Source organism: Methanoregula sp., assembly GCF_049518935.1.
In the GTDB taxonomy this organism is placed as follows: domain Archaea; phylum Halobacteriota; class Methanomicrobia; order Methanomicrobiales; family Methanospirillaceae; genus Methanoregula.
The window spans coordinates 18,156-42,367 of sequence record NZ_JBEKRH010000021.1 but is presented as its reverse complement, the minus strand read 5'-3'; the positions used below and the strand labels follow the sequence as shown (position 1 = coordinate 42,367).

The window sequence follows — 24,212 nt, the reverse complement described above, 5'->3', positions numbered from 1 at the left end:
CGCAATAGAAAAATTGTTCTATAAGACCATGGCAATTTATGTATGATGGAACAAGAAATGCGGGAAAAAGCCAAGAATGCGATGAGACTCATTCTTGAAGCGGCTCGTTTTGAGGTGGAAGAAGTGGATGAGCCTCTTGACCTCTCGGCGGTACGTGACGGGGTGTGCCTTCTGGTGCTCTGTTCCAACGACCGCGACCTGATCAGCCAGTTCGACAAGACGAACTACAGTCTCATGATCGATGATCACGAGATGAACTGCAAGAAACTTCTCTTCACTCTTGAGAAGGATACGGCGACCGAGAACTGTATCCAGTGGGGTATCGATGAGTTCGTACGGTATACCGGCGAGGCAGTCCTTGCCGACATCCTTGCCCGTGAGCTGGCTCTCGACCTGACACCGACAAAGGCGAAGAAGGCCGCCGTTGCAGCAGCGATTGCAGAGAAAGAAGAGCCCTCGGGTATCACCCTCCCCCATTTCCCGATAAAACTGAGCGAGCAGGCCGCAATCCGGACCGGCGGAGTCCAGGGCGCAGCAAAGCTCCGGTTTATCCCCTATTACCTCTTCCACTACCAGAGCTCAGGTGAGCAGGTCTACAAGGACCGCCGCATTCCGTTCGATGCCGACGGCTGGGGAGCAATCAACGCGATCAATGGGATCAAGATCGATCTCGACGGGAAGCTCGTGGAGGAGTCCGAGATCCCTGGCGGTGCAGAGGTCTGCGACCCCCATATCCGGAAGGATGAGGCCACCGAACGCATTGTCACTGAGCTGATCGACCATCTCACCCAGAAGGTCAGGATCAAGCAGGAGAAGGGCGATGCGATCTTCTACGAAGAGAAGATCCTCAAGCCCGACCGCAAGAATATCACCATCGATTCGAAGCAGGTCTATGTTCCCGTATGGCAGATTCGTGGCAAGAAGATCGTGGAAGTGAATGCATTCACCGGTGAGTTGCTCTCGGAACCGATGGATGAGGGCGTCGAAGTCTTTTAAAACGGATGACGATCCATTCTCCAATACCAGCAGGAAGGGCAGAATCCCCCTGCCTTTTTTTATCCGGTTCACTACAGTTACTGCGGATGCATGCTGACCCGGGCCATGTAACCCGGGGAACGGGATGCCCATGATCGTAATTCTCGGCGGCGGGCCGGCCGGCCGGATCGCATCCCTCCGGCTTGCGTCGGCAGGAAAAGAGGTCCGTCTGATCGAGCAAGGCGGCGTCAGTGCCGGTATCGGGGGCCAGTGCCTCCACTTTGGCTGCATGCCGGTCTGTGCCCTGAACGACGTGGCACGGTTTCTCGACATGGGGAGGAGATTCGAAAGACTCGGTCTGGCCGGGCCGGCGCCGCAGCCGGACTTTCCCCGCGTGATCAGGGAGATGCAGGCGGTCCAGGCAAAGATCGCCGGCATCCTCGACCACGAGACCCGCAGCGCCGGCGTGGAAATCATCTACGGCAAAGTGGGGCGACTGGACGGGAAGACCATCTGGCTCGACGAAGAACGGATCGTGCCGGATGCCGTGATCGTGGCTACCGGGTCCCGGTCCAATATTCCCCCGGTTACCGGGATCACCCTGCCCGGCGTCTTTACCCCCAGGTCTCTCGGGCAGATGCAGCGGCTGCCGGAGCATATTGTCATTCTCGGAGGGGCAGTCATGGCTGCGGAGTATGCTTACATCTTCTCCCGGTTCGGGAGCGGAGTGACTGTCCTCTCACGGAGCACGTTTTTGAAAACAGTCGACCCGACGCTCCGGGCCGAGGCGATCCGGGAGCTCTCCGGTGTCACAATCCTCGAGAATGCCGACCTCCGGGCCATTGCCGGCGAAGGACAGGTACGCAGCGTCACGGTAAAGATCGGGGAAACGGCACAGGAGATCCCCTGCGACGCGGTCTTTGTCGCTGCCGGCCTCATCCCCCGCTCGGACACGATCAGCGGCGTTAAAAAAGGCCCGTCCGGGGAGGTGATCGTCAACGAATACATGGAGACGAGCGTACCCGGCGTATATGCCGGGGGGGACGTGACCGGACCGCCATACCTGACACCCGTGGCCCGGCACCAGGGAATCGTGGCCGCGGACAACATCCTCGGAAAACGGCGGAAAATGGACCTCCCCGCGATCCCGCAGGCAATATACCTTGAAAACGAGCTCGCGTTTGCACTCGACGGAAGCGGTACGGCAAAACCGCTCTCCGTCCCGGGACCCGCAGGGCCGGACACCTTCTGGTCGGTGCCCTCTTCCCGGACCGGCCTTGCGAAGATCCTTGTGGAAGCCGACGGCTCGATCAGCGGGATCATCTCCGCCTCGCCCGGTGGGGGCCTGATCGCCGGCTACATGGCTTTCCTGATGAAGCACCACTTCTCGGTCCACGATTTCGAGGAATTCATCGAGGTCCACCCCACCACGGACGGGGTGTACGGCCTTGCAAAATATGCCTCGGAACTCCTGAGGAAAAAAAGCGGTTCATAATACCCCGTTCCCGGTACCCGGGACAGGTTCTCACCTGGCAATACCCGCCAGGGTGCGTCTACCGACGCAAATGCTGAAGGTATTATTACATCCGGGATCGCATTATTACGATACACATCCATGAGTCCCCGGGTGTTTTTCCCATGACCAGTCCCACCGAGAATACGGCATTCGACCAGACACGGCTCGACAAGATCCATGCACTCAAGGAGAAAGGCATCTCCATCTTCCCTCCCACGTTTGACCGCCGTAACACCGTGCTTGATATCAAGACAAAATACGCGGAGATCACACACGACAAGAGTGTGGAGAGTGTCTCGACCGCAGGGAGGATCTACATAGTCCGGAACCATGGCAAGACCATCTTTGCCGATCTCGGGGACGAGACCGGCAGGATACAGCTCTACATCCGGAAGAGCGATCTCGGGGACGAGCAGTTCGGGCTCTTCAACCAGTTCATCGAACGGGGGGATATCATCGGGGTGAACGGGCACGTCTTCCGGACAAAGCTCGGGGAGATCACGATCTGGGTGGACTCCTTCACCCTCCTCTGCAAGGCAGTCTGCTCCCTGCCCGAGAAATTCCACGGCCTCACCGACGTGGAGAAGCGCTACCGGCAGCGGTACGTGGACCTGATCGTCAACGAGGAGAGCAGGCAGACCTTCCGGAACCGGAGCCGGATCGTCTCCCTTATCCGCAGGTACCTCGACGACCACGGGTTCCTCGAGTTCGAGACCCCCATCCTCCAGCCGGTCTATGGCGGGGCAAACGCCCGGCCGTTCACCTCCTACCACAACTTCCTCGACCAGAAACTCTTCCTCCGGATCGCTCCCGAGCTCTACCTCAAGCGGCTCGTCGTAGGCGGCTTTGAGAAGGTCTTCGAGATCGCCCGGAACTTCCGGAACGAGGCGGTGGACGCGGACCATAACCCTGAGTTCTCGATGGTGGAGATCTATTGGGCGTACCGGGACTTTGGGGACATGATGGCCCTGACCGAGGATATCGTCTGCTCCATCATCCAGGAAGTTCACGGGAAGTACGAGCTCCCATACGGTGAGATCACCCTCAACTTCGCCAAACCGTGGAAGAAACTCTCCATGGAAGAAGCAGTGAAGGAGATCGGCGGCGTCGATATCTTTGCCCATAGCGTGGAGGAACTGCAGAAGCTTGCACAGCAGCACCGGATCGAGGGATGGGAGAAGGCCAGCTCCCAGCGGGAGTTCCTGATCGCCTTCTTCGAGGGGCTTGTCGAGGGAAAGCTCATCCAGCCAACCTTCATCTACGACTACCCGGTCGAGAACTCCCCGCTTGCAAAGCGCCACCGCTCCAAGGAGGGCTTCACCGAGCGGTTCGAGTTCTTCATTAACGGGATGGAAGTGGGCAACGGGTTCTCGGAACTGAACGACCCGGTGGACCAGAAGGAGCGGTTCGAGGCTCAGGACGAGAAACGGCGGCTCGGCGATCTCGAGGCCCAGATGATCGATTACGATTTCATCAACGCACTCGGGTACGGCATGCCCCCGACCGGCGGTGTCGGGATCGGAATAGACCGGCTCGTGATGCTCCTGACCAACAACAATTCCATCAAGGAAGTGATTCTCTTCCCCTCGATGAAGACGCTCAAGGCGGGCGAGGAAGAGGCGGCCGAAGAGAAAACGCAACCGGGGACCTGATCGTTCCCCGCGTATCTTGTATTCATCCCGTTTTTGTCAGATTTTCATATCTTGGTTCAGATGTTCATGATTCAGGAGGGTATTGGTGATTAGCAGGAAGCGGTTCACAGGGCACCTGTTTGTTGGTAAGTAAGAAACCGGCGGGGAGGGAAATTACTGTTGGAGGATCGTATCCCAACCCCTCTTTCATTTGTTTTTCAAATCGCACCGAACCCCCCCCACCCGACCCCGGGGGGGTTGCCGGCCTACCCCTCCCCCCTTTTGTACCCGGAGAGCCCCTTACTCATTTTCGATAATCCCGTAACGCCAACCGTGCCGACTGCAACTCTACACGAAACCCCAGCCGATCAACTGCCCGGAATACCGCGTTACGCAAAAATGGGGAGGGGGGTTCACAGGCAACCCCCCCACATTCTTGTTTCAAAACCGTTCCGACCCCCCTGTATGAGGGTGGGGGGGTTGTCCGGGAACTCCTGTCAGACAACCGGTCCTGTTTGTATGAACGGGTTTTTTTCCGACGAGTATCCGGTTATCGGAGGTACCGGACGGCCGGGCCGTAGGGGGAGGGTGGCTCCCTCAGCGGTAGGGGGGGTACCCCCTCCCCTGAGGCTGATGAGAGGGTGGGGTACCCCTCCCTTTCAGCACAATGACTATCCGACAACCATGTCTGCAGCTGAACCAATGCACAACCGGTTTCCGGAATATCGTGAGAATGGAAAACGGGGGATTATTTTATCATCAGCCGCTGCCCGTTCCTCAACAGGTGGACATCGTTGTCCAGCGTGTACCCAAGATCACCGGCAAACTCAGCATAGCTTGCGGTCATTTTCATATCCGCGTGTGCCGGGATGATATGCTGCGGGTTGAGCATCTGGATAAACTCATAATGGTCTTCCCGGTAGGCATGGCCGCTCACGTGCAGGTCCTCGAAAATGCGGGCGCCTGCCTTTCTGAGATGCTGTTCAACTACATACCGCTGCCCGAAATTCATCGGGTTCGGGATCACGTTTGCCGAGAAGAGCACCTTGTCACCCTTGCTCAGCTGGTATGGGGTATCGCCAAGTGCCAGACGAGTGAGGATCGACCCGGGTTCGCCCTGGTGACCGGTGACAATCGGCAGGAATTTCTCCTTTCCTTCCTTCATCATCCTTCGCATCACCCGGTCGACCGTCCTCCGGTTGCCGAAGACACTTGCTGTCTCAGGAAACGAGACATATTTCATCTGCTCTGCAGTAACGGAATACTTCTCCATAGAGCGCCCGAGAAATACCGGCTTCCTGCCGATCTCGTGGGCGCACTCCGCGATGGTCTTCACCCGGGAGATATGCGATGAGAACGTAGACACGAGGATTGCATGCTTGTCGTCTTCGAAACTGGTTATTACGTCACGCACGAGATCGCGGGCGATCCGCTCGCTCGGGCACCGTCCTGAACGATGGATATAGGTACTCTCGACAATCAGGGCGAGCACGCCTTCCTTGCCGAGTTGCCGGAACCGGGCGAAGTCCGGAGGTTCGCCGATGACCGGTGTCCGGTCCAGCTTAAAGTCACAGGCATAGACGATCGCACCGTGGGGGGTGTGAAGGACCGGAGTCACCGTATCAATGATCGAATGCTGTGTGTGGACAAACTCAAGAATGAGGTTCGGGGAGAGCGTGTACCGCTGCCCGGCTTTGAGCGCAAAGAGCTTGTTGTTAGACGCGAACTTCTTTTCTCCTGATATCTGCTGGCGGATCAGTTCGATTGCATACGGGGTCGCAATGATGGGCGCCTTGTACCGGTGTGCAAGTTTCGGGATGGCCCCGATGTGGTCCAGGTGCCCGTGCGAGCAGACGATGGCCTTTACGGTGCCTTCGACATTTTGCAGCACGGTATCGTCCGGAATCGCCTTGATTTTTATCAGATCAAGGGAATGCATCTCGTCAACCTCTGCATCCTCATGGATCATCAACTGGTCCAGGCGGAGCCCCATGTCAAAAATGACAATTTCCTTTCCGCAGCGGACAGCGGTCATGTTCCGCCCGACCTCGTCATATCCGCCAACGGCGATAATTTCTATTTCCATTTTGTGTTGTATCTCCTCAAATTCTGTATCTGGCTGTGTGTCTGGGGGAAAAAGTTCCCGGTTGTTATGGTATCGTGCGATCTGCCCGGGTCCGGGCCGCCTATCGATGCGATGTCAGCGGAAACAAAGGTGATCCTTTGTTACAGCTGCCTGCCCCGATAGTGCCCGGAATGGTATTTCTCTCGTGCTCCCTGAGTGCGAATCCAGTGGAACGCACCCCGGGGGGCAATGAAACCCTTTTGGAACCTGCGGGATGGAGTGATCGTGTTCTCCCGCAGTCCGGGCAGTTCGCACATCTTCCCGTTCATTCCACCGGCTACATCGGTACATATCGGGTTGCTGAAGGGGTAGGCAGAAGCAGCTTATTCCTGATTCTCCGCACCCTTACTATTCATTTGCCACTCCCGGTACACCGGTGACAGGCCCTGCACGATTTATCGATCCGCCCATCTTTACCGCATAGGTTCGTCGATAGATATTGTCCAGGGCCCCCAAACGGGCCATCACCACGAAACCGTGGATCATCGTGACCCTGTGTCTGTGTACGGGCACCGGTTTCTTCACCCGATGCCTTTCCTTTAAGATGGTAATCCTGCCATCTTCCGCGTGATTCCTGCACAATATTTTCCCGCGCAGGATGATTCGGATAACTGGAAGATATCCGGAATTGTGTCTGTTTCTATTGGTGACACAGACACATCAAACTTTGTTTTCTTCCATGTATTGGACCTGCTTCTTCCACTCGTCCCCCTCATCCCAACCCCCCCCTCCCAGCCACCGGGGTGCAACCTGCGGGAACAAAATAACGCCTTCCTCCGCTCAGCTCCTTCCCGCAGAAATCCCTGCAGGTGACCGGCCGCTTATCGTAGATATCGCACGTTGTCTGTCCGGTGCCGTCATCGAGAGACTTCAGGTGCCGGCAGGGGTCATCGGCGAGGAAATACCCCCCGTATTCTTTGAGACCACGCTCCCGCAGGTAGTGGAGCTGGGAGGGGTTGCACTGCCGGACCATCAGCAAGGGGATCCACCGGCAGCATTCGCCGCAACGGCTGCATGTGCCGGCCGCTGGTATCGGGGGGGAAGATTTCATATCAGTGTCTCACCGTCATTGCCGGAAAACTATGCTACAGGAAAGGATTAACCTGCTGTTTTTCCCGGGCGTTATGGAAAATAAACGCGGATGACCCTGGAGATGATGATGCGGCTCTTCCATTCCTCACCAGGCCAGGAGATGATCCAGGAGATACGTGACATGCGAGCGGAGAGCCGGGTCCTCGTCCGGATCAGCGGCAAACTCCCTGAGCCCCCGGATGGCGCCGGTGCTCCGGATCGCTGCAAGCGCTCCCGCAGCCTGTTGCCTTATATCCCCCTGCTCGTTCCTGTTCCGCAACCGTTCGATCAGGACATCAACCGGGCGGCCGCTCTTCAGCTGGCCGAGAGCCGCGATCGCACCGCTCCGGATTGCCGGATCCCGGTCAGCCACCAGGTCCATCAGTGGGCGGACCGCCCGGGGATCGTCACTTTTCCCCAAATCGGTTACCGCCCTCAGCCGTCCTTCAGTATCCGAACCGGAGAGCGCCGCATACGCCAGATCGTATACAATCCCTTTTCCGGGGAGGGAATCATACCATTCTCCCTGGATTTTTCCCGCAATCAGATCCATATATTCACCAGATTACATCAAGAATGTTCAACACCGATCCATGCTCTGCCGGAATACCGGAAAAAGCCCGGTCCTAACAAACAAAGAAGAGCATCCGCTTACCATGAGCGGACCGTACCCGCATTACCCTGCTTTTCATGGAAGGGACTGACTGGTACATTAGTCTAGTATAATGCAACCGCATTATAAATAATTTTTCGATAAATCCATGCCGGCGTGGAATCGCCGATATTCCGCCGGTATGGGGGCGGAACCGAATGCGGCAGGAGTTGCCATAAACACCTGTGCTATCCTCCGGCGAGAGATAAACCGGACATGAAAGTTCTTTAGATTCCCATCTTGTAAAATACAAAAGAATAGTATTGGGGGAGTCCCGGGAAAATTTTCCCCGGGCTGCTCAGCTGATAAGCATTCCAATCAGGACGCCGGCAATCGCTGCGGCGATTGCAATCGCGATGGTCTCGAGCACCGTCCTCACCACCGGCCGGTTCCCGACCTTTCACCTTGGCATGACCGCAGTCACGGCAATGCAGATGACCCGGGCCTCGGAAACGCTATGCTGCAATGTCTGTTCATGAAATGGCAAGTGTGGAAGTGCCGGTCTGCATCTGTTTTTTGGAACGCACGCTTATTTGTGGTACGGCTCTCCGTGGTTAATCCGTAGCGCCCGGTAGATCTGTTCCAGCAGGAGAAACCGGGCTATCGGGTGGGTAAAGGTCATCCGTGAAAGTGAGAACTGCTTGTCTGAGCGGGCGAGGACGGCGGGCGCAAATCCGAGGTCTCCGCCGACAAGGAAGCAGATGTGGCTTTTACCGGCCAGTTCCCACTGCCGGAATGCGGTGGCAAACTCCTCACTAGACCGACCGGCCCCCTGCACATCGAGAGCGATCACGAAGGAACCGGTGGGGATGGCCGCAACGATACGTTCGCCCTCCTTCTCCATGGCACGAGTCTCCACCGAAGCCGTGGCAGATACCGGCCGCCTCTCTTCGGGAATTTCGAGGATATGCAGCTTCATGTAAGGGCGCAGGCGCTTTTCGTACTCCGCGATCGCCTCCTGCAGGAACTTCTCCTTGATCTTCCCGACAGCAATAATCGTGACCTGCATGATTTTCACTATGTACAATGCCGGCCGAAATGCCATAACCGGTATTAGCGTGATAAAAAGAGCGGGGGTGGAAGTATGTTACCTATGGATTACTCTTGCGTTCCTTTGGATCGATTTTCTGGTGAGATAATACATCCAAGAGCACTTCTTTCATCATGGTTCTCATGAGTTCCCGCCCCTCCTCCGATGACATGTAGTCTTTGAACAGTTCTCTGAACTGTCCCATATCGTGGTGATTATCAACGAAGGATAATAAAGCTTGTGTGAGACAATCAGAGACCGTAGAGAACTTCTTTTCCTCGTACACGAGTTTATTGACCTTTTCATAGATATTGGGGGGCATTTTGTAGGATATTGCCACACGCTCCCCACGACTCCCTGGTCCCTTTTCCGCCATTCCTCTAAAATTTGGGTAAAATACTATAAATAGGCTGTTAATCGCACCCAATATTCTTTAAGTCATTCAAAAGTGCCGCTTGTATTCCTTAAATAATACTTATGGAGTACTTTTTATAGCGCGGGCTACCATAGGAGTTTGTCGTGAGGTGAACGTATGGATGAGATATTCCTGTTACTTCTTGCCATCGTCGGTGTGTTTGCTGTCGGATGCAGTGTCGGCCTCCTCGGACTGGGGACGATGATTGACCGCTACCCTGTCGGAGACGAATCGAAACGCGAGCGGGGTCTGGCAAGTCCGATCGAGTCCACCCGGATCGCCGTGGTCCTCTTCTGGTTGCTCTTCGTGATCGGGGTCTACGGTATACTCTTGGAGACCCGGTTTGGCCTGATCCTCGGCATCACCACGCTCTTTGCTATCTGCCTGTTCATGTTCACTGCACTCGCATTCTCCTTTGCGGTGCTCAGCACCATGCGGCGGAAGAAACACAAAAGCGAAGTGCCGGTGCTCCAGGTGGGTACGCAGGATGAAGTGATTGCGATCACGCAGTCAGACGGGCAACCATCCATTGTATCTAGGAAGCGGTACGACTCCCACGCACCTGCCATCATGATTGGAGCGATGCTGAAAAAGGAATAAAATTATCCGAATATCTTTTTTGACTGCTCGAGGGCGTCGATCGCGGGCAGCTTCTTGCCGGTCAGGAATTCAATGCAGGCCCCGCCACCTGTCGATATGTGGGTAAAGTCCTTCTCAATCCCTAGCTTGTCGATGACGGCTGCAGTATGCCCGCCACCGATTACCGAAAACTCCACCTTCGACGCGGCCTTGAGGAGTTCGTAGGTGCCGGTGGCGAAGTCGGCGTCCTCGAAGACACCAGCCGGGCCGTTGAAGACCACGGTGCCGGCCTTTTTGAGAGTCTGGACAAGAGTGGCTACGGCATCCATGCCGAGGTCGAGAACCGGGGCATCATCGGGGATATGGTCGATGGAATATTCAACGCGGTGGTTATCCTGACGGACGGCAACCGATTCCGGCATCACGACCCGGTCCCGGTACCGGACGAGGATCTCCTTTGCCTTCTGGATCTCCGGCTCATACTTGAGCTGGACGATCAGCTGCATGGAGGGCTTCCCGATATTGTATCCCGCAGCAGCCAGGAAGACATTTGCAACCACGCCGATCACGATCACCTGGTCTGCAATCCCGTTGTCCAGCACGTGCCTGGCAACATCGATAGAATCGTCAACCTTGGTCCCTCCGAGCACCATGCAGACAGGACGCGGAGCTCCGGAGAAAACCCGTGAGAGGTGGGATACCTCCTTTTCCATGAGGAGACCACCTGCTGAGCGCATGACAAGCGGAAGACCGACGACGGTTGGCTGTGAGCGGTGGGCGGTGCCAAAGGCGTCGTTGACAAACACATCCGCCATGGAGGAAAGTTTCTTCACCAGATGCGTTTTTTTGGCTTCTTCCGGTTTTAAGGTCAGGTTCTCTTCGGCATTGAACCGGACGTTCTCGAGCATCAGCACCTCACCCGGCTTCATGGCATGCACGGATTCGCGGGCATGACGGCCAAAGATGCTGTCCACGTAGAGGACGGGTTTCCCGAGGAGCTGTTCCAGTTTCTCCGCGTGGGCTTCGAGCGTGGTAAAATCCTTCTTTCCAGGGCGGCTCTGGTGGGTAACGATCACAACCCTGCTCTTTTCGAGAGCACGGATAGTCGGGAGATGCTCCCGGAAACGCTTGTCGTCAAGAATAAGATTTGAGGTGGGATCGATAGGAGAGTTGAGATCGAGCCGGAGGAGAACGGTCTTTCCCTCGGCTCCCAGGTCCCTGATGGTTCCAATCGGCATCCATACCACCAAAAATGGTTATGCGGTATTCCGGGATTTGATCTTCTTCATCCGGAACAGTTCTTCCCTTTCCATCTCGTCAAGACGCATCTTGATGAAATCACGGGCTTCCGTGAGATCGGGGATGACCTTGAACTCCAGGGCATTGACCCGGCGCTTGGTCTTCTCGATCTCGTCGAGGAGCCGCTTCATTGTGGTCTCAATCTCCGCGCTCTCGATGATCGCTTCGACCAGCTCCTCGAATGAGGAGGCAGTCTCATCGATGACCGTGGATGTGCCGAGCACACCATAGCCGCGGTCAGCGAGCGTCTTTCTCACTTTCGAGGACTCGATCTGGGGGACAATGACTCCCATGATGTTCTTGCTCTTGAGGGTAATCTGCGGAACTTCTTTGACAGAGAATGCCGCGGATTTTACCCCGATGGCTCCTTCAACGGTGTTTGCAATCGCCATCATCTGGACGGCGAGTTCATACTTCCTGAGAAGATCGCCCCTGCTGTCCTTCGCATCTGCCAGGACCTTGAAAAATTCCATGATCAGTCCATCGCGCTTCATCTTGAGGATCTTATAGCCACGCTGGGAGAGCTGGATCTTCCGCTTGAGGTTGATCAGTTCCGAGCGGGTTGGCTTGATATCGCGCAGCGCCATGAACTTCTTACTCCTTCTTTGCACCAGTGCGGAATTTCGGGTGGTACTTGTGGATCAGGTCACGGTCGATACGGGTCAGCTGCTCGACAGGCAGGGTAGCGAGGAGGTCCCATCCGAGGTTTAAGGTATCCTCGATGGTCCGGTCCTCGTCATATCCCTGGCGGACAAACCGGTTCTCGAAGAGATCGGCGAACTCGAGGAGCAGCCGGTCACGCTCGGAGAGCGCGTCCTTACCAACAATGGCCACGAGGCCGCGGAGATCGTTGCCTTCCGCGTACCCCGCGTACATCTGGTCGGAGACCTTCTTGTGATCCTCACGCGTCTTCCCCTTGCCGATACCGAGGTTCATTAACCGGGAGAGCGAGGGCAGCACGTTGATGGGCGGGTAGATGCCTTTGCGGTGCAGTTCACGGTTGACCACGATCTGGCCTTCAGTGATGTACCCGGTCAGATCGGCGATCGGATGCGTGATATCGTCACCGGGCATGGTCAGGATCGGGATCTGGGTGACGGAGCCCTTCTGGCCCTTGATCATACCGGCACGCTCGTAGAGGTTGGCGAGATCCGTGTACATGTATCCCGGGTAGCCACGGCGACCGGGCACTTCTTCACGGGCAGCGCCGATCTGACGGAGCGCTTCACAATAGTTGGTCATATCCGTCAGAATGACAAGCACATGCATACCAAGCTCGAAGGCAAGGTACTCGGCAGTGGTGAGGGCCAGCCGCGGGGTGATGATACGCTCGACCGCCGGGTCATCTGCAAGGTTGAGGAACACGACTGCACGTTCCAGCGCACCGGTGCGCTCGAAGTCCTGCATGAAGTAGTTCGCTTCTTCCTTGGTGATACCCATGGCAGCGAAGACTACCGCGAAACTCTCGGTTGAGCCGGGCACTTTTGCCTGACGGGCGATCTGCAGTGCAACATTGTTGTGCGGGAGACCAGCACCCGAGAAGATCGGGAGCTTCTGGCCACGGACAAGGGTGTTGGTTCCGTCGATCGTGGAGATACCGGTCTGGATGAAATCCGCCGGCATGCCCCGGGCGTACGGGTTGATAGCCGCACCGTTGATGTCCAAGCGCTTCTCCGGGACAATCTCCGGGCCGCCATCAATGGGCTTACCGCCACCGGACAGGATACGTCCAAGCATATCCCTGCCCACGGGCATCTTGATGGTCTCGCCCGTGAACCGGACTCCGCTGTCTCTTCCGATACCGGCAGTGGTCTCGAAGATCTGGACAACGACGAGTTCGTCGCTCGTGTCGAGCACCTGGCCGCGCTTGGTTGTGCCGTCGGCAAGGACTATGTTCACGAGTTCTCCATAGGCAATCGGCTCGGTCTTTTCGACAAAGACGAGCGGCCCGGCAATCTTACTTATCGTCCTGTATTCCTTCATGCTGCCGACCTCAGTGCACTGAATTCATCGTCCATCTGTTTCATTATCTTGGCGAGTTCCGGCTTGTAGTCCTTGATGAACTTGATCTGGGCCAGCTCGTTCTTGGCCTGGACCGCGTTGATCTGGGCCGGGCTGACACCGGCAATCTGAGCTGCGTACGCCAGTTCGGCGAACGTCTTGATCGCCTTCATCATGTCGTACTGTTTCTTCATGTCACAGAACGTGTCGACTGCGTCGTATGCATTCTGCTGGAGGAAGATCTCACGGATCATACGGGCGACCTCGATCGTTACCTGTTCGGATTCGGGCAGAGCATCGGAACCGACGAGCTGCACGATCTCCTGGAGTTCTGCCTCTTTCTGGAGGACTTCCATGGCCCATGACCGGATCTTGTTCCACTCTGGGGAGACTTCCTTGTCATAGTAGTCGTGGAGGGCTTCGAGGTACAGGGAGTACGAATTCAACCAGTTGATGGCCGGGAAGTGCCTGCGCTGGGAGAGCTTGGCATCCAGCGCCCAGAATACCTTGACGATACGCAGCGTGTTCTGGGTGACCGGTTCTGAGAAGTCTCCACCGGGCGGGGACACGGCACCGATAACCGAGACCGAGCCGCGGGCGCCGTTGAGGGTCTTGACAAGACCGGCACGCTCGTAGAACTCCGAGAGCCGGGCTGCAAGGTATGCCGGGTATCCTTCTTCACCGGGCATCTCTTCCAGACGGGAGGAGATCTCACGCATCGCTTCTGCCCAGCGGGAGGTAGAGTCTGCCATTAAGGAGACGTCATAGCCCATGTCACGGAAGTATTCCGCGATGGTAATACCTGTGTATACTGATGCTTCACGGGCTGCCACCGGCATGTTGGACGTGTTTGCGATGAGCACGGTCCTTTCCATTAAAGGCTTACCGCTCTTCGGGTCTTCGAGATGTGGGAATTCCGTAAGAACTTCCGTCATCTCGTTGCCGCGTTCTCCGCAGCCAATGTAGACCACGATCTCGGCATCCGACCACTTGGCCAGCTGCTGCTGGGTAACCGTCTTGCCGCTCCCGAACGGGCCGGGAATTGCGGCGGTGCCACCCTTTGCGATCGGGAAGAGACCGTCGAGGATACGCTGACCGGTGATCAGCGGGATTGTCGGGTTCATCTTCTCTTTCACGGGGCGGGGGACACGGACCGGCCAGCGCTGGATCATCGGGTACTCGCGGCCGTCATCGAGAATACAAATGGTATCGTCAACGGTGAAATCCCCGCTCTTGATCGTCTTGACCGTCCCCGGCTTTACGTTCGGGGGTAGCATGACCTTGTGGACGATGTTGGTCTCCTGCACTTCGCCGAGAATTGCACCCGGCTCAACCTTGTCGCCGGCCTTAACGAGCGGCTTGAAGGTCCACTTCTTCTCATGGGAGAGACCGGGTGCCGAGACACCACGCTCAATGAAGTTGCCCATCTTGTCGACGAGCACCGCGAGCGGGCGCTGGATACCATCGTAGATACTGGTAAGCAGGCCAGGCCCGAGTTCAACTGCAAGGGAGAGTCCGGTGTTCGAGACCGGTTCGCCGGGCCGGATCCCCGAGGTATCCTCGTACACCTGGATAATGACGTTATTACCCTGGATCTTGATGACTTCTCCCATCAGCTCTTCTTTACCGACCTTCACCACATCATACATGTGGGCGTCAAGATTGACTGCCGTTACGACAGGGCCGGCGATTCTTTTCAGAACCCCGTGTTTCTGTTCTTTTGCTTGTTTGTCCTTTACTTCCACAGATCAACACCCACCGATCTCTTGATTCTCTCTCTCATAGTCAGGCCGCCTTTCTCCTCGCCGCCGATGGCAATCACGGTCGGCTTCACGGAATTATCCAGTGTGGCGCGGAGCCTGCGGGGGATCTTCTCCATATCACTGCTGTTGAGGACGAGAATCCCTACCTCGCCATCCTGCAGCACACGGGTGATGTGCTCGTTGAGTTTCTCATCACTTTCGGCTGCATACGTCTTGCGAATGCCTGCCAGCCGGAACCCGAGAATGAACTCACTGTTGCCGATTACTGCAATCTCCATTTACATCACCAGGTATTCTGCGATCCTCTCCGAGGGCAGCTTCGATTCCTTGCCGCGTGCAAGGGCCCTCAGGTTGAAAACTTCGTACTTCTTCTTCTCAAGGTAGACGAGGATCGGGTGGATGGAGAAGGGATTGCGCTTGGACATCTTCTCCATCTGCTCGATCTGCACCCGGGTCAGCCGGATCTCAATATCGTGCATGGCCTTCTGCCCCTTGAGCTCATCGAGCAGCGCATGCAGGCTGTCGCTCCGGATCGTTGCCTTGACCTGATCGATGAATTCGTTCTGGTCCTTGATCGCATTCAGGTTTACAAAATCCGTTGCAGACAGGGAACCCCCAGGAATATACATCTCCCGGACATCCTCCGCCTGGGTATCTGCCCGAAGCCTGAAGAGGGTCTTCACATTCTTGATGTTTATCTCCAGCTGGATATAGGAGAGGAACGATGCCCCGCCCTTGATTCCTGCCTTTGCATCAGCGATGATCTCCGCGTAGAGATCCTTGTGGAGCTCGTTCTCCATGCGGGAGAAGGATCCGCTCTCCTTTGCAGCCGGGTACTCTTGTGCAAGGACCGGGTACATCCGGTGATCCTTCAGGAGCTCGATGATCCGGTCGTTGCTGTCCTCGGCAAGGAGCCGGTCGAGCACTACTTTGTCCAGGCTGCCGGCCGGGATCAGGATCTCCTTGATCCGCCCGGTCTTCTCGCCCTGCACCCTGCCCCGCAGGATGGTGAGGACATTCTGGATATCCCAGCGACGCAGGTACGCCCGGGTGAATGCCTTGAGCGTGCCCGGGGTGATCTCCTGGATCTTCTGGTATTCCTTCGCCAGGTTCCAGCTCAGGGCAACCTCCACGAGATCAATACCTTTGAACGTAGTCCCGAGTTCGTCGATTTCCTGTTTGTATTCGGTTTCTTCGATGATACGGGTGATTTCCGGGATACTCATGTTGAGCATCCGCATATACTCGTCACGCGGGAGGAGCTTGGCCTTCCTCACCCGCATCCTGGTACACACATAGATGTACGGTGCTGAAATATTCACACCCATACGTGTGCCTCCTTACCCGAACAGGATATCCGACGCATCCTTCAACCCGGATTCCCACACCTTCATGAGGAATGTGCGGTAGCTGTAATCAATCTGCAACTCGGCTCCTGCACCTTCAATCAGAAGTCCACCGTCAATAGCGACGGGGAGCCCAACCGTGAATCCTGCAAACTCCGGGTGTTCGGCAATGACCGCCTTTGCGGCTGCGATATCCCGGGCATTGCAATATATGGTCCCGGACGGGATCTCCTTTTTTGCCTCGGTGAGGAGCTTCTTGATTGCTTCCCGATGGAAGCTTTCAGGGAGACCGGCGATTTCCGACCGGGTCGCTTCGTAGGCCTGGTCAAGGAGAGCCTTCTGCGTATTGAGCAGTTCACGCTTGACAAGGAGGTTGGCAGCGGAAACATCCTGGCTCACGAGGTGAGTGGACTGTTTTGCTGATTCCTCTTCTGCGGCAAGCTTGATCTCTCCTGCACGCTTGTTGGCAGCTGTGAGAATGAGATCGACTTCCTGCTTCGATTCCTGCCGTATCCGGTCTGTTTCTTTCCTGCCGTTTTCCCTGATCTCTTCGACTACTGCTTCCAGTCCCATTGTTCTCTCCTTTTAGAACAACAGCAGGAGACCGACGACGAGACCGAAGATAACGATGGTTTCAGGGATAACGGTGAAGAGGAGACCAAGACCGAAGAAGTCCTTGTTCTCGGCGATTGCACCGACTGCGGCTGCTCCGATACCCATCTCGGCCACACCGGTACCGACACCGGTAAGCCCGACGGCGAGACCTGCGCCGATTGCCTTCATTCCCATCTGCGATGCCTGGATTGATGCGAGATCTGTTGCTGATACTGCTACTGCTGTTGCTGTTCCTGCGTCTACCATAATTTATTCCTCCGTAAATCTGCGTTTCATTCCGAATGGAACGTACCTTTTGCCTCCACCCTTGTAGAACTTGGTGAAGAATTCGACATAGTGCAAACGAATTGAGTGAAGCCCTCCACCCAGGATACCCAGTGCGGTATTAAGCGCATGCCCGAGCAGGAAGATCACGATACCGACAAGGATCATGACGATTCCGACGAGTGAGAGACTCTTAAGCCCGGGACCGATGAACATCCCGATGGACATGTAGTTGACGACCATCGCAATGGCCACTGAAGAGAGGCCAACCGCGACAAGACGTGCATAGGAAAGAACATGGGAGATGATCGTGGGCAACTCGACCACTTCAAGGATCGAGTCCCTCGCAATGCAGCCCACACCGATAAGGATGAGGACGGCCCCGGAAATGGTCCCGGCATTCAGTGCGGCTGCGACAGCCGGAAGCCCGGTGAGATTGGGCATATACGGCATTGCAACATTGGACCAGATTGCGATGACAAGACCCCACATGACCGCAAGCCAGCCGAAGTTGGCCATCACGGCCTTTATACGGTGTTCGCCATGGTCCTGTTGTGCATGGTTGTACATACCAAGCACCCTGCCCAGCGTGATGTGCAGGATACCGATCCAGATCGACATGATCATGAGTGCAGGAATTGCCGGGCCTGCACCGCCTTCCGCCCCGCCACCTATCAGCAGGTGCCTTGAGAAGATGATCGGGTTCCACGGGAGCTCGAATCCGAGAAATTCGGAGAAGAGCAGCCCGAAGATAATGCTCGATATGCTGGCATTCCGGAGTACAGTTAAGAACTGGCCCCCTTCTTCGCCTTTGATAAATTTCCGCAGGCCAAAGCACATGACAAGAAGGATCAGGCCGTACCCGACGTCCCCGAGGATCATACCGAAGAAGATCGGGAAGACGATGGCAAGCATCAGTGTCGGATCCACTTCCGTATACCGGGGTCGCGAATAGACATCCATCAGCATCTGTGCAGGCTGTGCAAACTTCGGGTTATTGTACTCGACCGGCACGGTGTCGTGTTCCAGATCGATCGGTACCACGGTAACAAAGATCCTGCCACCGGTTGCCTTGACAAGAGACGCGCTCACTTCGTCAACCTTGTCTGTTGGGATCCAGCCTTCTGCCACGAAGGTCTGCCGTGTGGTTGCAAACCGGAGCGGGGCTTCGGTCTTCTCCACTTCAGCTTTCAGGAATTCCTCGCAGGCAACCAGAAACCCGGCATGCTGCTGTTTGACAGCACCCAGTTTCCCGTTAATGTCGGCAATCTGCTTTGCCAGGTCGGCAATCTGCCCGGTATAGTAATCGATGCGTGCCTGCGGGGCACCGGTCTCATCGGGAACCGGTACTGACTGAAATGCTGCTTCCTGCAGGGCCCGCTCGGCCTCGCTGCGCTGCCCTGACGGGACAACGACAACGATAAAACTCTTCTCCTTACCTTTGGAGAAGAACTGTTCGCACGGGACAGAGAGTGCAACATCGCCGGAAACATACCCGGCATATACGGTAAAACCCGCATAGCCGCGGAACAGATCCAGATCGGCCGGCACGCTGGCAAACGGCGCAATCTCGGCAATCTTCTGTTCGAACTCTTTTGACCGGTTCTCGAGTTTCGAACGCTTCTGGGTCAATTCTTCGACCTCGTGTTCAAGACCCGGGAGCTCGCGCTCGATCTGTGTCCGGAGTGCGGACCGGGAAGATAGGGCTGCCGGTTCCATGTCATCGCCGCGGATGGCAATGGCGTTCTCGATCGCCCGTATCTTCAGCAGGTCACCTGATGCTTCGCTTGCTCCTGAAAGAGGCGTACCGATCTTAAAACCCTCATAGCCTTCCACTCCTGCTTCCACGTACTCCTCGATGTGGAACAGGTTATGGCGGTAGAGCTCCGCTATGACCGGGCCCATCTGGTCCCGGGAAGCGGCGATGAGAAGCCGGTTCATCTGTTTAGGCTTTAACATGCAGCTGCTCCTTAAACCGCAAAACCAGCAGCTGCACCGCCTTTGGAAGATTCTGTTCGCCCTTCTGTTTCAGTGCTGCTGCGCGCTGGTTGCCGCCCTTGATGATTTCAGCGTGCTTAAGTGCCGCCTGGTGCCGTGCTTCTTCCAGTTTCAGCTTTTTGTACTGTTCTGCATTACTCTGCGCTTTCGTTACCAGATTATCAGATTCGAGCTCGGCCTCTGAATGTTTCTTCTTCTTCTCTTCCTGGGCCTTGCTGATCACTGACTGGTACTCTTCTTCAGCTTTCTTGATGTTTCTTAGGACCTCAGTCTTCATCCAACCCTCCTCTCACGGCAGTACAATAGTAGGTGAAAAAAACCATATATGTATTGTCATTTTCGATCAAAAGGGTGGTCTCCAGTACGAGAGAACGGCAGCTTATCCCGGAAATTTAGAGAATTCGGTTAATATCCGGGATTTTACATACTGAGGAATAATATTCCCGGTAAGACCGGAAAGTTCCACGGCGCCGGGAAGCCCTTTAAGAGATATTCCTGCCAGTTCATCACTCGAACAGACCAGGTGCTGTTCCGGGTGTGTCCCCCTCCGTATCGAGCAGCTGGTGTGGATCTCCGGCCATACAGATACAAGATAGGAGAACCGTTTGGAACCGGGATGGTTTTTTGGGAGAACGATCAGGGGCATGCGGTAGGTCCTTACAAACTCTGCAAGCATGATCGCCGGTTCGAGAGGGCCACCTTCGGGTGCTGAGACCACGATGAGATCATCCGGGTCCACGGTCTGGCTGTATTCTGCATCCATGGTCTCGATCCTGAGACCGAACCGGGCATTCGCTTTTCCTGCCAGTAAAAAAGAGTGTTCCCCGCTGATGAGCAGAAACTCATCGGTCAGAGGATGAATCATATTTCCGTAACGTTATCTGAATCGCAGTTGGGGCAGATAGGTTTCTTGTTCGGGTTGATGTGAGGGAATTTTTCCTCGCACTCATTGCAGCGATAGTTCTTCGCTTTCACCCGGTCGTCATCGAAATTCAGGTCCCCGGTGGGACCTCCCCCGACAGTACACATATTCTCTCACCTCAGTTTGAGATCTTCATATGAAGATTTAATGGTATCTCGCAGAGGGGGAGAAGCCGGTTCTGCTCATCACAGCGCAACGAGAACGAAATTGAATGCCACAAGGGATATGATGAGGAGAACACAGGAATGCTTTACCCCCGCTGCAAGCGAGGATTCACCCATCTGGCCCGCGATGAGGCCTGAGAAGAGGGCCTGAATGAGGCAGGCATGGTACAAGAGCCGGCCAAAGGTTACCGTGGGGATGGATCCGATACCTGCGAGTGCCCCGGTTGTGGGAAGTCCTTTGACCGAGATGTTTGCAAGGACCGGCAGGAACTGTGTGGTCAGCACGGCAACCACGAAGAGGAAGACGAAGAACGAGAGGTAAACGATCGCGGTATAGATGAACATCTCAGCGAGGCGTTCCCGTTTTAAGACCTCGCTCATCTTGGCATCGCTCGATGCAATGGAGAGGACGTCCCCGATCTGTCCGCTCATCTCACTCGCCTTGGTGATCAGGGTCACGGTACGGGCAATGGAGGGGGTGCTAACGCGTTCCTCGAACCGCATCAGCGCCTCGGTGAAATTCGCACCCCACTCCATATCCCGCTTGATCCGCCGGATCTCGTAGCTGAGGAGCCCGAGGTTGGTGTTGACCATGATTGCGATCGCCTGCGCAATGGTCAGTCCTACCTGGTTGATGCCGGACATCCGCTCCAGGAAATCCGGGATAAGGGCCTGGATCCCAAGCACTTTCCGGGACCAGATCTCGTAGAAGATTGCGTAGGGAATAAGGATCATCAGGAGCGCGATGACAACATGGGAATCGACTACATGGATGTAGGTCTCAATATCACGGTAGTGAGGGACCTGCATGAAGACGAGGATGAGGTAGATGGTGGCCGCGGGAACGGTGATAAAGAGCGTATGGTTGACATTGCTGATGAAACTCTCAAGCGGGTGGCGCAGGTGATGAACGAATGATCGCAGGCGATCATACTTTTTCAGCTGTTCGAACAGGGGCTCTTCATTGCTTTTCTGAATTATTGTGACATCAGAATATGTATGGAGCCATTTGGTCCTGACATACCGTTCGGTCTTCTCCGCCTTGATGGAGATGAGATCGATGAGGAGGATGAAGACCAGGGACCCGATCGGCATGATCGCATAGGTAACGAGGGAGAGCTGGAGGACCGCCTGGCCGCCCATCATCCCCATCACCACCATGATGATGATAAGGAAGAGGGGGCCGGCAACAAACAGCGTCACATACGATTCGGCAACAATGGAGAGGACGTTGAGGAACTGCCGCTGCTCAAAGCGTGCCTCTTCCTGGTAAAGCCTGACACGCATGGAGAGGAATTCGCCCATATTCCCACCGCTCTCAATAACCGAAAGGAGATCCTCTAAGAAAGTCTTGAGTTTTTCCGAGGGCGTGGTTTCCGACAAGTGGCGGATCGCCGTGACCACATCATACCCGAAGAAATCGGCATCCCTGACGATCTGCCGGAACTCCAGGGCTACTTCCCCATAGATGTTCGCCCGGTCGGAAAGGGACCGGAAGATTGTCATCATCTGGGCGCCACCCCGGCGCATGGCATACATGTAGGCAACCGCATTGTGCAGAGTGAGGTTGATCTTGATGGACCGGTTGTTCTTCTCGATCCCGGGGACTTTCAGTAACAGGACATACCCGAGATAGGTGCCTGCAATAAACGAGAAGATAATGACAATTGCCTGGATGTAGACGGTTGGATATATTGCATCGAAGATGACCGGCATCTGGAAATTAAACACGTTCGAGATCCCGGCGTGGCCGGTCACCATCTGCAGGGAGATGAGCGCACTTGCGAAGTACCCGATGACCGCAAACAGGATACCGGTGACGAACGCAAGTTTGACTGACCGCCAGAGATACTGCTCAAGGGTCATACCGACCCGGGCGGAGATCATGTCCGCATGCAGCCCGTGGTATCGCAGGGGATCCATTTTTATCCAGCGGTACAGGTAATTGCGTACGATCATCGGAGTACCTTGCGGAGGTCATCGATGCTGGAGAGGACAGCTTTCGCATCGATATGGTAGGAATGGAAGAGGGACGCCACCGAGATGTAATCCATGATGCTCTGTTTCCTCATCGCATTGAGAACGGAGATGCGGAGGGTAATCTCGTTTTCAAGCTGCTCACGGGTCCACCCCCGCTTCTCGGTGATATCGGCATATACCTGCGATCTGCCGGTATAGTTGAAAACGTCTTGAACCGGGTCGTAGACAAAGACATTGTTGACCCTCAGGTTGCCGGTCGAGGGATCGATGCCGGCGATCTCGACCACTTCCTGGACCCTGCGGACCCGTTCAGTGCCGTGATAGATCAGGCCCTGGACGCTGATAATGTTCAGGGCCTGCATCATGTTCCGCGGCACGTTCAGGGGCTCGCTCTCAAGCCGGTGGATCGCGGCATCCACGCTGCCTGCATGCATGGTCGAGAAGGTGGTATGGCCGGTGTTCATTGCCTGGAAGAGCGTCTGGGCCTCGACTCCACGGACTTCGCCTACGAGGATGAATTCCGGCCTCTGCCGCATCGCTGCCCGGAGCAGGTCAAACATGTTGATAGCGTTTCCGCCCTCGGTCATGGCTTCCCTTGTCACGCTGGCGATCCAGTTATCATGGTAGAGCGTGATCTCACGCGTATCTTCAATGCTGACGACTTTTGCCACGGGCGGGATGAAGAGCGAGACCGCATTCAGGGAGGTGGTCTTCCCGGATGCAGTCCCACCGATGAAGAGGAGACTCTTGTTGTTCTCGATCGCCATCCAGAAGTAGACGAGCGCCTCTGCATTGAACGTCCCGTTCTCCATCAGTTCGACAGGAGAGAACGGCTCTTCCCTGAACTTACGGATCGTGAACGAGGTTCCCCGCGTGGTCACTTCCGTGCCCAAGGTCAGCTGCAGACGGGATCCATCAGGCAGGGTCGCATCGATCATAGGCGATCCCGTGGAGATGTGTTTGCCGGAGCGCTGGGCGAGCGAGATGGCAAGGGAATGGAGGACTTCGGATTCGAAGGCAATGTTGGTCTTGATGTTCCGGTATTTCCGGTGATACAGGAAGAGCGGGATCTTGTTCCCGTCACAGGAGATATCCTCGAGCATCGCATCCTTCATGAGGGGGTCAATCCGCGACCAGCCGATAAAATTCCGGATCAGGAAATACTGCAGCTTGAAGAGCGTGGATACTTCCAGATCAAGACCATAATCATCCAGAAGGCCATGCATCTTTTCAAGGAGGATGCGTTTCCGGTCTTTCTTGATCTCCTCTGACGAGAGGATCAGCACGTCCCGCAGGTCCTCGTGGAGTCGTTCGAGCAGTTCGTATTCAAAATCGGAAAGGGATGGTTCGAAGAGGAGGTATTCTTTCTGGTTGGAGCGCCGGTTATGGGCGATGATGACGAGCGAGCGACCGCGTTCCACCCAGTACTGGTCAACCTCCTCGTATCCGTCAGGGATCCGGACATCGACCAAAGATCCGTCCCGTTCAAAATCGTATTCTTCGATCGATGATCTTTCCAGCCCCTTTATCAGGCGGAAATAATGGCGGTAGGTAGCGTCGGGTTTTCTGGGTTGCGGCAAAGCACCCGGCGGTGCGGTTTCGATCGTGTCCCGGGGTTTTTCCTGGGGTGCAGGTTCAATGGCGGGCCCCGGAGAGACCTGCCCCGGCTCGCCCGGCGGTGTGTCTTTTTTTAATGATTTTATGAAATCCGCTATTTGCATGACACGACGCTCCGTGAGATACTCTATGGATTCTTCCGAATTATTATTCGGGGGAACCATTCTATATAATTATGGGTCATTCCGTTACGTTTTCAGCCCTTTTTTATTTTTTCCTGACCATTCTGGTTATTATCCTTGCCCGACA

General features: G+C 55.7%; 24 protein-coding genes. 5 read left to right on the top strand and 19 right to left on the bottom strand.

The window, feature by feature from the left end; translation table 11 throughout:
* Positions 1–42 precede the first annotated feature (42 nt).
* The 3 genes from ABSE13_RS11060 (at position 43) to lysS (ending at position 4,143) form a co-directional block, all read left to right on the top strand.
* Entirely contained in the window at positions 43–996 is a 954-nt protein-coding gene (locus tag ABSE13_RS11060) for a hypothetical protein (RefSeq protein ID WP_424028574.1), read from the top strand.
* 124 nt (positions 997–1,120) lie between these two features.
* Positions 1,121–2,470 carry an FAD-dependent oxidoreductase gene (locus ABSE13_RS11055; RefSeq protein ID WP_424028573.1) on the top strand — a complete coding sequence of 450 codons (1,350 nt, stop codon included), beginning with the start codon at positions 1,121–1,123 and terminating at the stop codon, positions 2,468–2,470.
* A 143-nt stretch (positions 2,471–2,613) separates the two neighbouring features.
* Positions 2,614–4,143 carry a lysine--tRNA ligase gene (gene lysS, locus ABSE13_RS11050; RefSeq protein WP_424028572.1) on the top strand — a complete coding sequence of 510 codons (1,530 nt, stop codon included), beginning with the start codon at positions 2,614–2,616 and terminating at the stop codon, positions 4,141–4,143.
* 727 nt (positions 4,144–4,870) lie between these two features.
* On the opposite strand, the gene ABSE13_RS11045 is transcribed toward lysS, so the two are convergent.
* From ABSE13_RS11045 to ABSE13_RS11035, 3 genes are all read right to left on the bottom strand, one after another.
* Positions 4,871–6,208 carry an RNase J family beta-CASP ribonuclease gene (locus tag ABSE13_RS11045; protein ID WP_424028571.1) on the bottom strand — a complete coding sequence of 446 codons (1,338 nt, stop codon included), beginning with the start codon at positions 6,206–6,208 and terminating at the stop codon, positions 4,871–4,873.
* Positions 6,209–6,959: 751 nt separating this feature from the next.
* Entirely contained in the window at positions 6,960–7,298 is a 339-nt protein-coding gene (locus tag ABSE13_RS11040; protein ID WP_424028570.1) for a hypothetical protein, read from the bottom strand.
* Positions 7,299–7,424: 126 nt separating this feature from the next.
* A complete protein-coding gene (locus tag ABSE13_RS11035; protein ID WP_424028569.1) occupies positions 7,425–7,871 on the bottom strand; it encodes a HEAT repeat domain-containing protein in 447 nt (148 codons plus the stop codon).
* A 362-nt stretch (positions 7,872–8,233) separates the two neighbouring features.
* Between ABSE13_RS11035 and ABSE13_RS11030 the strand changes: the two genes are divergently transcribed.
* The gene (locus ABSE13_RS11030) at positions 8,234–8,449 is read left to right on the top strand and encodes a hypothetical protein (protein WP_424028568.1); all 216 of its coding nucleotides are present in this window, start codon (positions 8,234–8,236) and stop codon (positions 8,447–8,449) included.
* Positions 8,450–8,499: 50 nt separating this feature from the next.
* Here ABSE13_RS11030 and rlmH read toward each other — a convergent pair whose 3' ends face one another.
* Positions 8,500–9,015: a 23S rRNA (pseudouridine(1915)-N(3))-methyltransferase RlmH gene (gene rlmH, locus ABSE13_RS11025; RefSeq protein WP_424028567.1), complete on the bottom strand. Its 516-nt coding sequence runs from the start codon at positions 9,013–9,015 to the stop codon at positions 8,500–8,502.
* Positions 9,016–9,061: 46 nt separating this feature from the next.
* A complete protein-coding gene (locus ABSE13_RS11020; RefSeq protein ID WP_424028566.1) occupies positions 9,062–9,376 on the bottom strand; it encodes a hypothetical protein in 315 nt (104 codons plus the stop codon).
* A 156-nt stretch (positions 9,377–9,532) separates the two neighbouring features.
* Here ABSE13_RS11020 and ABSE13_RS11015 point away from each other — a divergent pair, with 156 nt between their 5' ends.
* On the top strand, positions 9,533–10,015 hold the full coding sequence (locus tag ABSE13_RS11015; RefSeq protein ID WP_424028565.1) for a hypothetical protein: 483 nt from the start codon (positions 9,533–9,535) through the stop codon (positions 10,013–10,015).
* A gap of 2 nt (positions 10,016–10,017) precedes the next feature.
* Here the strand turns inward: ABSE13_RS11015 and ABSE13_RS11010 are convergent, their stop codons facing one another.
* The 14 genes from ABSE13_RS11010 to ABSE13_RS10945 form a co-directional block, all read right to left on the bottom strand.
* On the bottom strand, positions 10,018–11,232 hold the full coding sequence (locus ABSE13_RS11010) for a phosphoglycerate kinase (RefSeq protein WP_424028564.1): 1,215 nt from the start codon (positions 11,230–11,232) through the stop codon (positions 10,018–10,020).
* An 18-nt stretch (positions 11,233–11,250) separates the two neighbouring features.
* On the bottom strand, positions 11,251–11,880 hold the full coding sequence (locus ABSE13_RS11005; RefSeq protein ID WP_424028563.1) for a V-type ATP synthase subunit D: 630 nt from the start codon (positions 11,878–11,880) through the stop codon (positions 11,251–11,253).
* 7 nt (positions 11,881–11,887) lie between these two features.
* Positions 11,888–13,276, bottom strand: coding sequence for an ATP synthase subunit B (locus tag ABSE13_RS11000; protein ID WP_424028562.1), 1,389 nt, complete (start codon positions 13,274–13,276; stop codon positions 11,888–11,890).
* The gene (locus tag ABSE13_RS10995; protein WP_424028561.1) at positions 13,273–15,039 is read right to left on the bottom strand and encodes an ATP synthase subunit A; all 1,767 of its coding nucleotides are present in this window, start codon (positions 15,037–15,039) and stop codon (positions 13,273–13,275) included. Before ABSE13_RS10995 ends, ABSE13_RS11000 begins: the two co-directional genes overlap by 4 nt.
* Positions 15,030–15,335 carry a V-type ATP synthase subunit F gene (locus ABSE13_RS10990; protein WP_424028560.1) on the bottom strand — a complete coding sequence of 102 codons (306 nt, stop codon included), beginning with the start codon at positions 15,333–15,335 and terminating at the stop codon, positions 15,030–15,032. Before ABSE13_RS10990 ends, ABSE13_RS10995 begins: the two co-directional genes overlap by 10 nt.
* A complete protein-coding gene (locus ABSE13_RS10985; RefSeq protein WP_424028559.1) occupies positions 15,336–16,385 on the bottom strand; it encodes a V-type ATP synthase subunit C in 1,050 nt (349 codons plus the stop codon). It abuts the gene before it with no gap.
* 12 nt (positions 16,386–16,397) lie between these two features.
* Complete coding sequence (locus tag ABSE13_RS10980) at positions 16,398–16,976, bottom strand: V-type ATP synthase subunit E family protein (protein WP_424028558.1); 579 nt, start codon at positions 16,974–16,976, stop codon at positions 16,398–16,400.
* A gap of 12 nt (positions 16,977–16,988) precedes the next feature.
* Positions 16,989–17,264 (bottom strand): ATPase, encoded by a 276-nt coding sequence (locus tag ABSE13_RS10975; RefSeq protein WP_424028557.1) that lies wholly within the window; start codon positions 17,262–17,264, stop codon positions 16,989–16,991.
* A gap of 3 nt (positions 17,265–17,267) precedes the next feature.
* Positions 17,268–19,241: a V-type ATP synthase subunit I gene (locus ABSE13_RS10970; RefSeq protein WP_424028556.1), complete on the bottom strand. Its 1,974-nt coding sequence runs from the start codon at positions 19,239–19,241 to the stop codon at positions 17,268–17,270.
* Entirely contained in the window at positions 19,228–19,557 is a 330-nt protein-coding gene (locus ABSE13_RS10965) for an ATPase (protein ID WP_424028555.1), read from the bottom strand. The genes ABSE13_RS10970 and ABSE13_RS10965 overlap by 14 nt, the downstream gene beginning before the upstream one ends.
* Before the next feature lie 102 nt (positions 19,558–19,659).
* Complete coding sequence (locus ABSE13_RS10960; protein WP_424028554.1) at positions 19,660–20,145, bottom strand: alpha/beta hydrolase; 486 nt, start codon at positions 20,143–20,145, stop codon at positions 19,660–19,662.
* Positions 20,142–20,309 carry a hypothetical protein gene (locus ABSE13_RS10955; RefSeq protein WP_424028553.1) on the bottom strand — a complete coding sequence of 56 codons (168 nt, stop codon included), beginning with the start codon at positions 20,307–20,309 and terminating at the stop codon, positions 20,142–20,144. The genes ABSE13_RS10960 and ABSE13_RS10955 overlap by 4 nt, the downstream gene beginning before the upstream one ends.
* 78 nt (positions 20,310–20,387) lie before the next feature.
* A complete protein-coding gene (locus ABSE13_RS10950) occupies positions 20,388–22,325 on the bottom strand; it encodes a type II secretion system F family protein (protein WP_424028552.1) in 1,938 nt (645 codons plus the stop codon).
* Positions 22,322–24,067: a type II/IV secretion system ATPase subunit gene (locus tag ABSE13_RS10945; RefSeq protein ID WP_424028551.1), complete on the bottom strand. Its 1,746-nt coding sequence runs from the start codon at positions 24,065–24,067 to the stop codon at positions 22,322–22,324. Before ABSE13_RS10945 ends, ABSE13_RS10950 begins: the two co-directional genes overlap by 4 nt.
* Positions 24,068–24,212 lie beyond the last annotated feature (145 nt).

Bases quoted from the DNA above. Each gene is read 5' to 3' on its own strand.
- ABSE13_RS11045 (WP_424028571.1), bottom strand. From the start codon at position 6,208: ATGGAAATAGAAATTATCGCCGTTGGCGGATATGACGAGGTCGGGCGG.
- ABSE13_RS10980 (WP_424028558.1), bottom strand. From the start codon at position 16,976: ATGGGACTGGAAGCAGTAGTCGAAGAGATCAGGGAAAACGGCAGGAAA.
- ABSE13_RS10965 (WP_424028555.1), bottom strand. From the start codon at position 19,557: ATGAAGACTGAGGTCCTAAGAAACATCAAGAAAGCTGAAGAAGAGTAC.
- ABSE13_RS10985 (WP_424028559.1), bottom strand. From the start codon at position 16,385: ATGGGTGTGAATATTTCAGCACCGTACATCTATGTGTGTACCAGGATG.
- ABSE13_RS10950 (WP_424028552.1), bottom strand. From the start codon at position 22,325: ATGATCGTACGCAATTACCTGTACCGCTGGATAAAAATGGATCCCCTG.
- ABSE13_RS10945 (WP_424028551.1), bottom strand. From the start codon at position 24,067: ATGCAAATAGCGGATTTCATAAAATCATTAAAAAAAGACACACCGCCG.
- lysS (WP_424028572.1), top strand. From the start codon at position 2,614: ATGACCAGTCCCACCGAGAATACGGCATTCGACCAGACACGGCTCGAC.
- ABSE13_RS10960 (WP_424028554.1), bottom strand. From the start codon at position 20,145: ATGATTCATCCTCTGACCGATGAGTTTCTGCTCATCAGCGGGGAACAC.
- rlmH (WP_424028567.1), bottom strand. From the start codon at position 9,015: ATGGCATTTCGGCCGGCATTGTACATAGTGAAAATCATGCAGGTCACG.
- ABSE13_RS11000 (WP_424028562.1), bottom strand. From the start codon at position 13,276: ATGAAGGAATACAGGACGATAAGTAAGATTGCCGGGCCGCTCGTCTTT.
- ABSE13_RS11020 (WP_424028566.1), bottom strand. From the start codon at position 9,376: ATGGCGGAAAAGGGACCAGGGAGTCGTGGGGAGCGTGTGGCAATATCC.
- ABSE13_RS11015 (WP_424028565.1), top strand. From the start codon at position 9,533: ATGGATGAGATATTCCTGTTACTTCTTGCCATCGTCGGTGTGTTTGCT.
- ABSE13_RS11035 (WP_424028569.1), bottom strand. From the start codon at position 7,871: ATGGATCTGATTGCGGGAAAAATCCAGGGAGAATGGTATGATTCCCTC.
- ABSE13_RS11010 (WP_424028564.1), bottom strand. From the start codon at position 11,232: ATGCCGATTGGAACCATCAGGGACCTGGGAGCCGAGGGAAAGACCGTT.
- ABSE13_RS11040 (WP_424028570.1), bottom strand. From the start codon at position 7,298: ATGAAATCTTCCCCCCCGATACCAGCGGCCGGCACATGCAGCCGTTGC.
- ABSE13_RS11060 (WP_424028574.1), top strand. From the start codon at position 43: ATGATGGAACAAGAAATGCGGGAAAAAGCCAAGAATGCGATGAGACTC.
- ABSE13_RS10975 (WP_424028557.1), bottom strand. From the start codon at position 17,264: ATGGTAGACGCAGGAACAGCAACAGCAGTAGCAGTATCAGCAACAGAT.
- ABSE13_RS10990 (WP_424028560.1), bottom strand. From the start codon at position 15,335: ATGGAGATTGCAGTAATCGGCAACAGTGAGTTCATTCTCGGGTTCCGG.
- ABSE13_RS11005 (WP_424028563.1), bottom strand. From the start codon at position 11,880: ATGGCGCTGCGCGATATCAAGCCAACCCGCTCGGAACTGATCAACCTC.
- ABSE13_RS10970 (WP_424028556.1), bottom strand. From the start codon at position 19,241: ATGTTAAAGCCTAAACAGATGAACCGGCTTCTCATCGCCGCTTCCCGG.
- ABSE13_RS11055 (WP_424028573.1), top strand. From the start codon at position 1,121: ATGCCCATGATCGTAATTCTCGGCGGCGGGCCGGCCGGCCGGATCGCA.
- ABSE13_RS10955 (WP_424028553.1), bottom strand. From the start codon at position 20,309: ATGTGTACTGTCGGGGGAGGTCCCACCGGGGACCTGAATTTCGATGAC.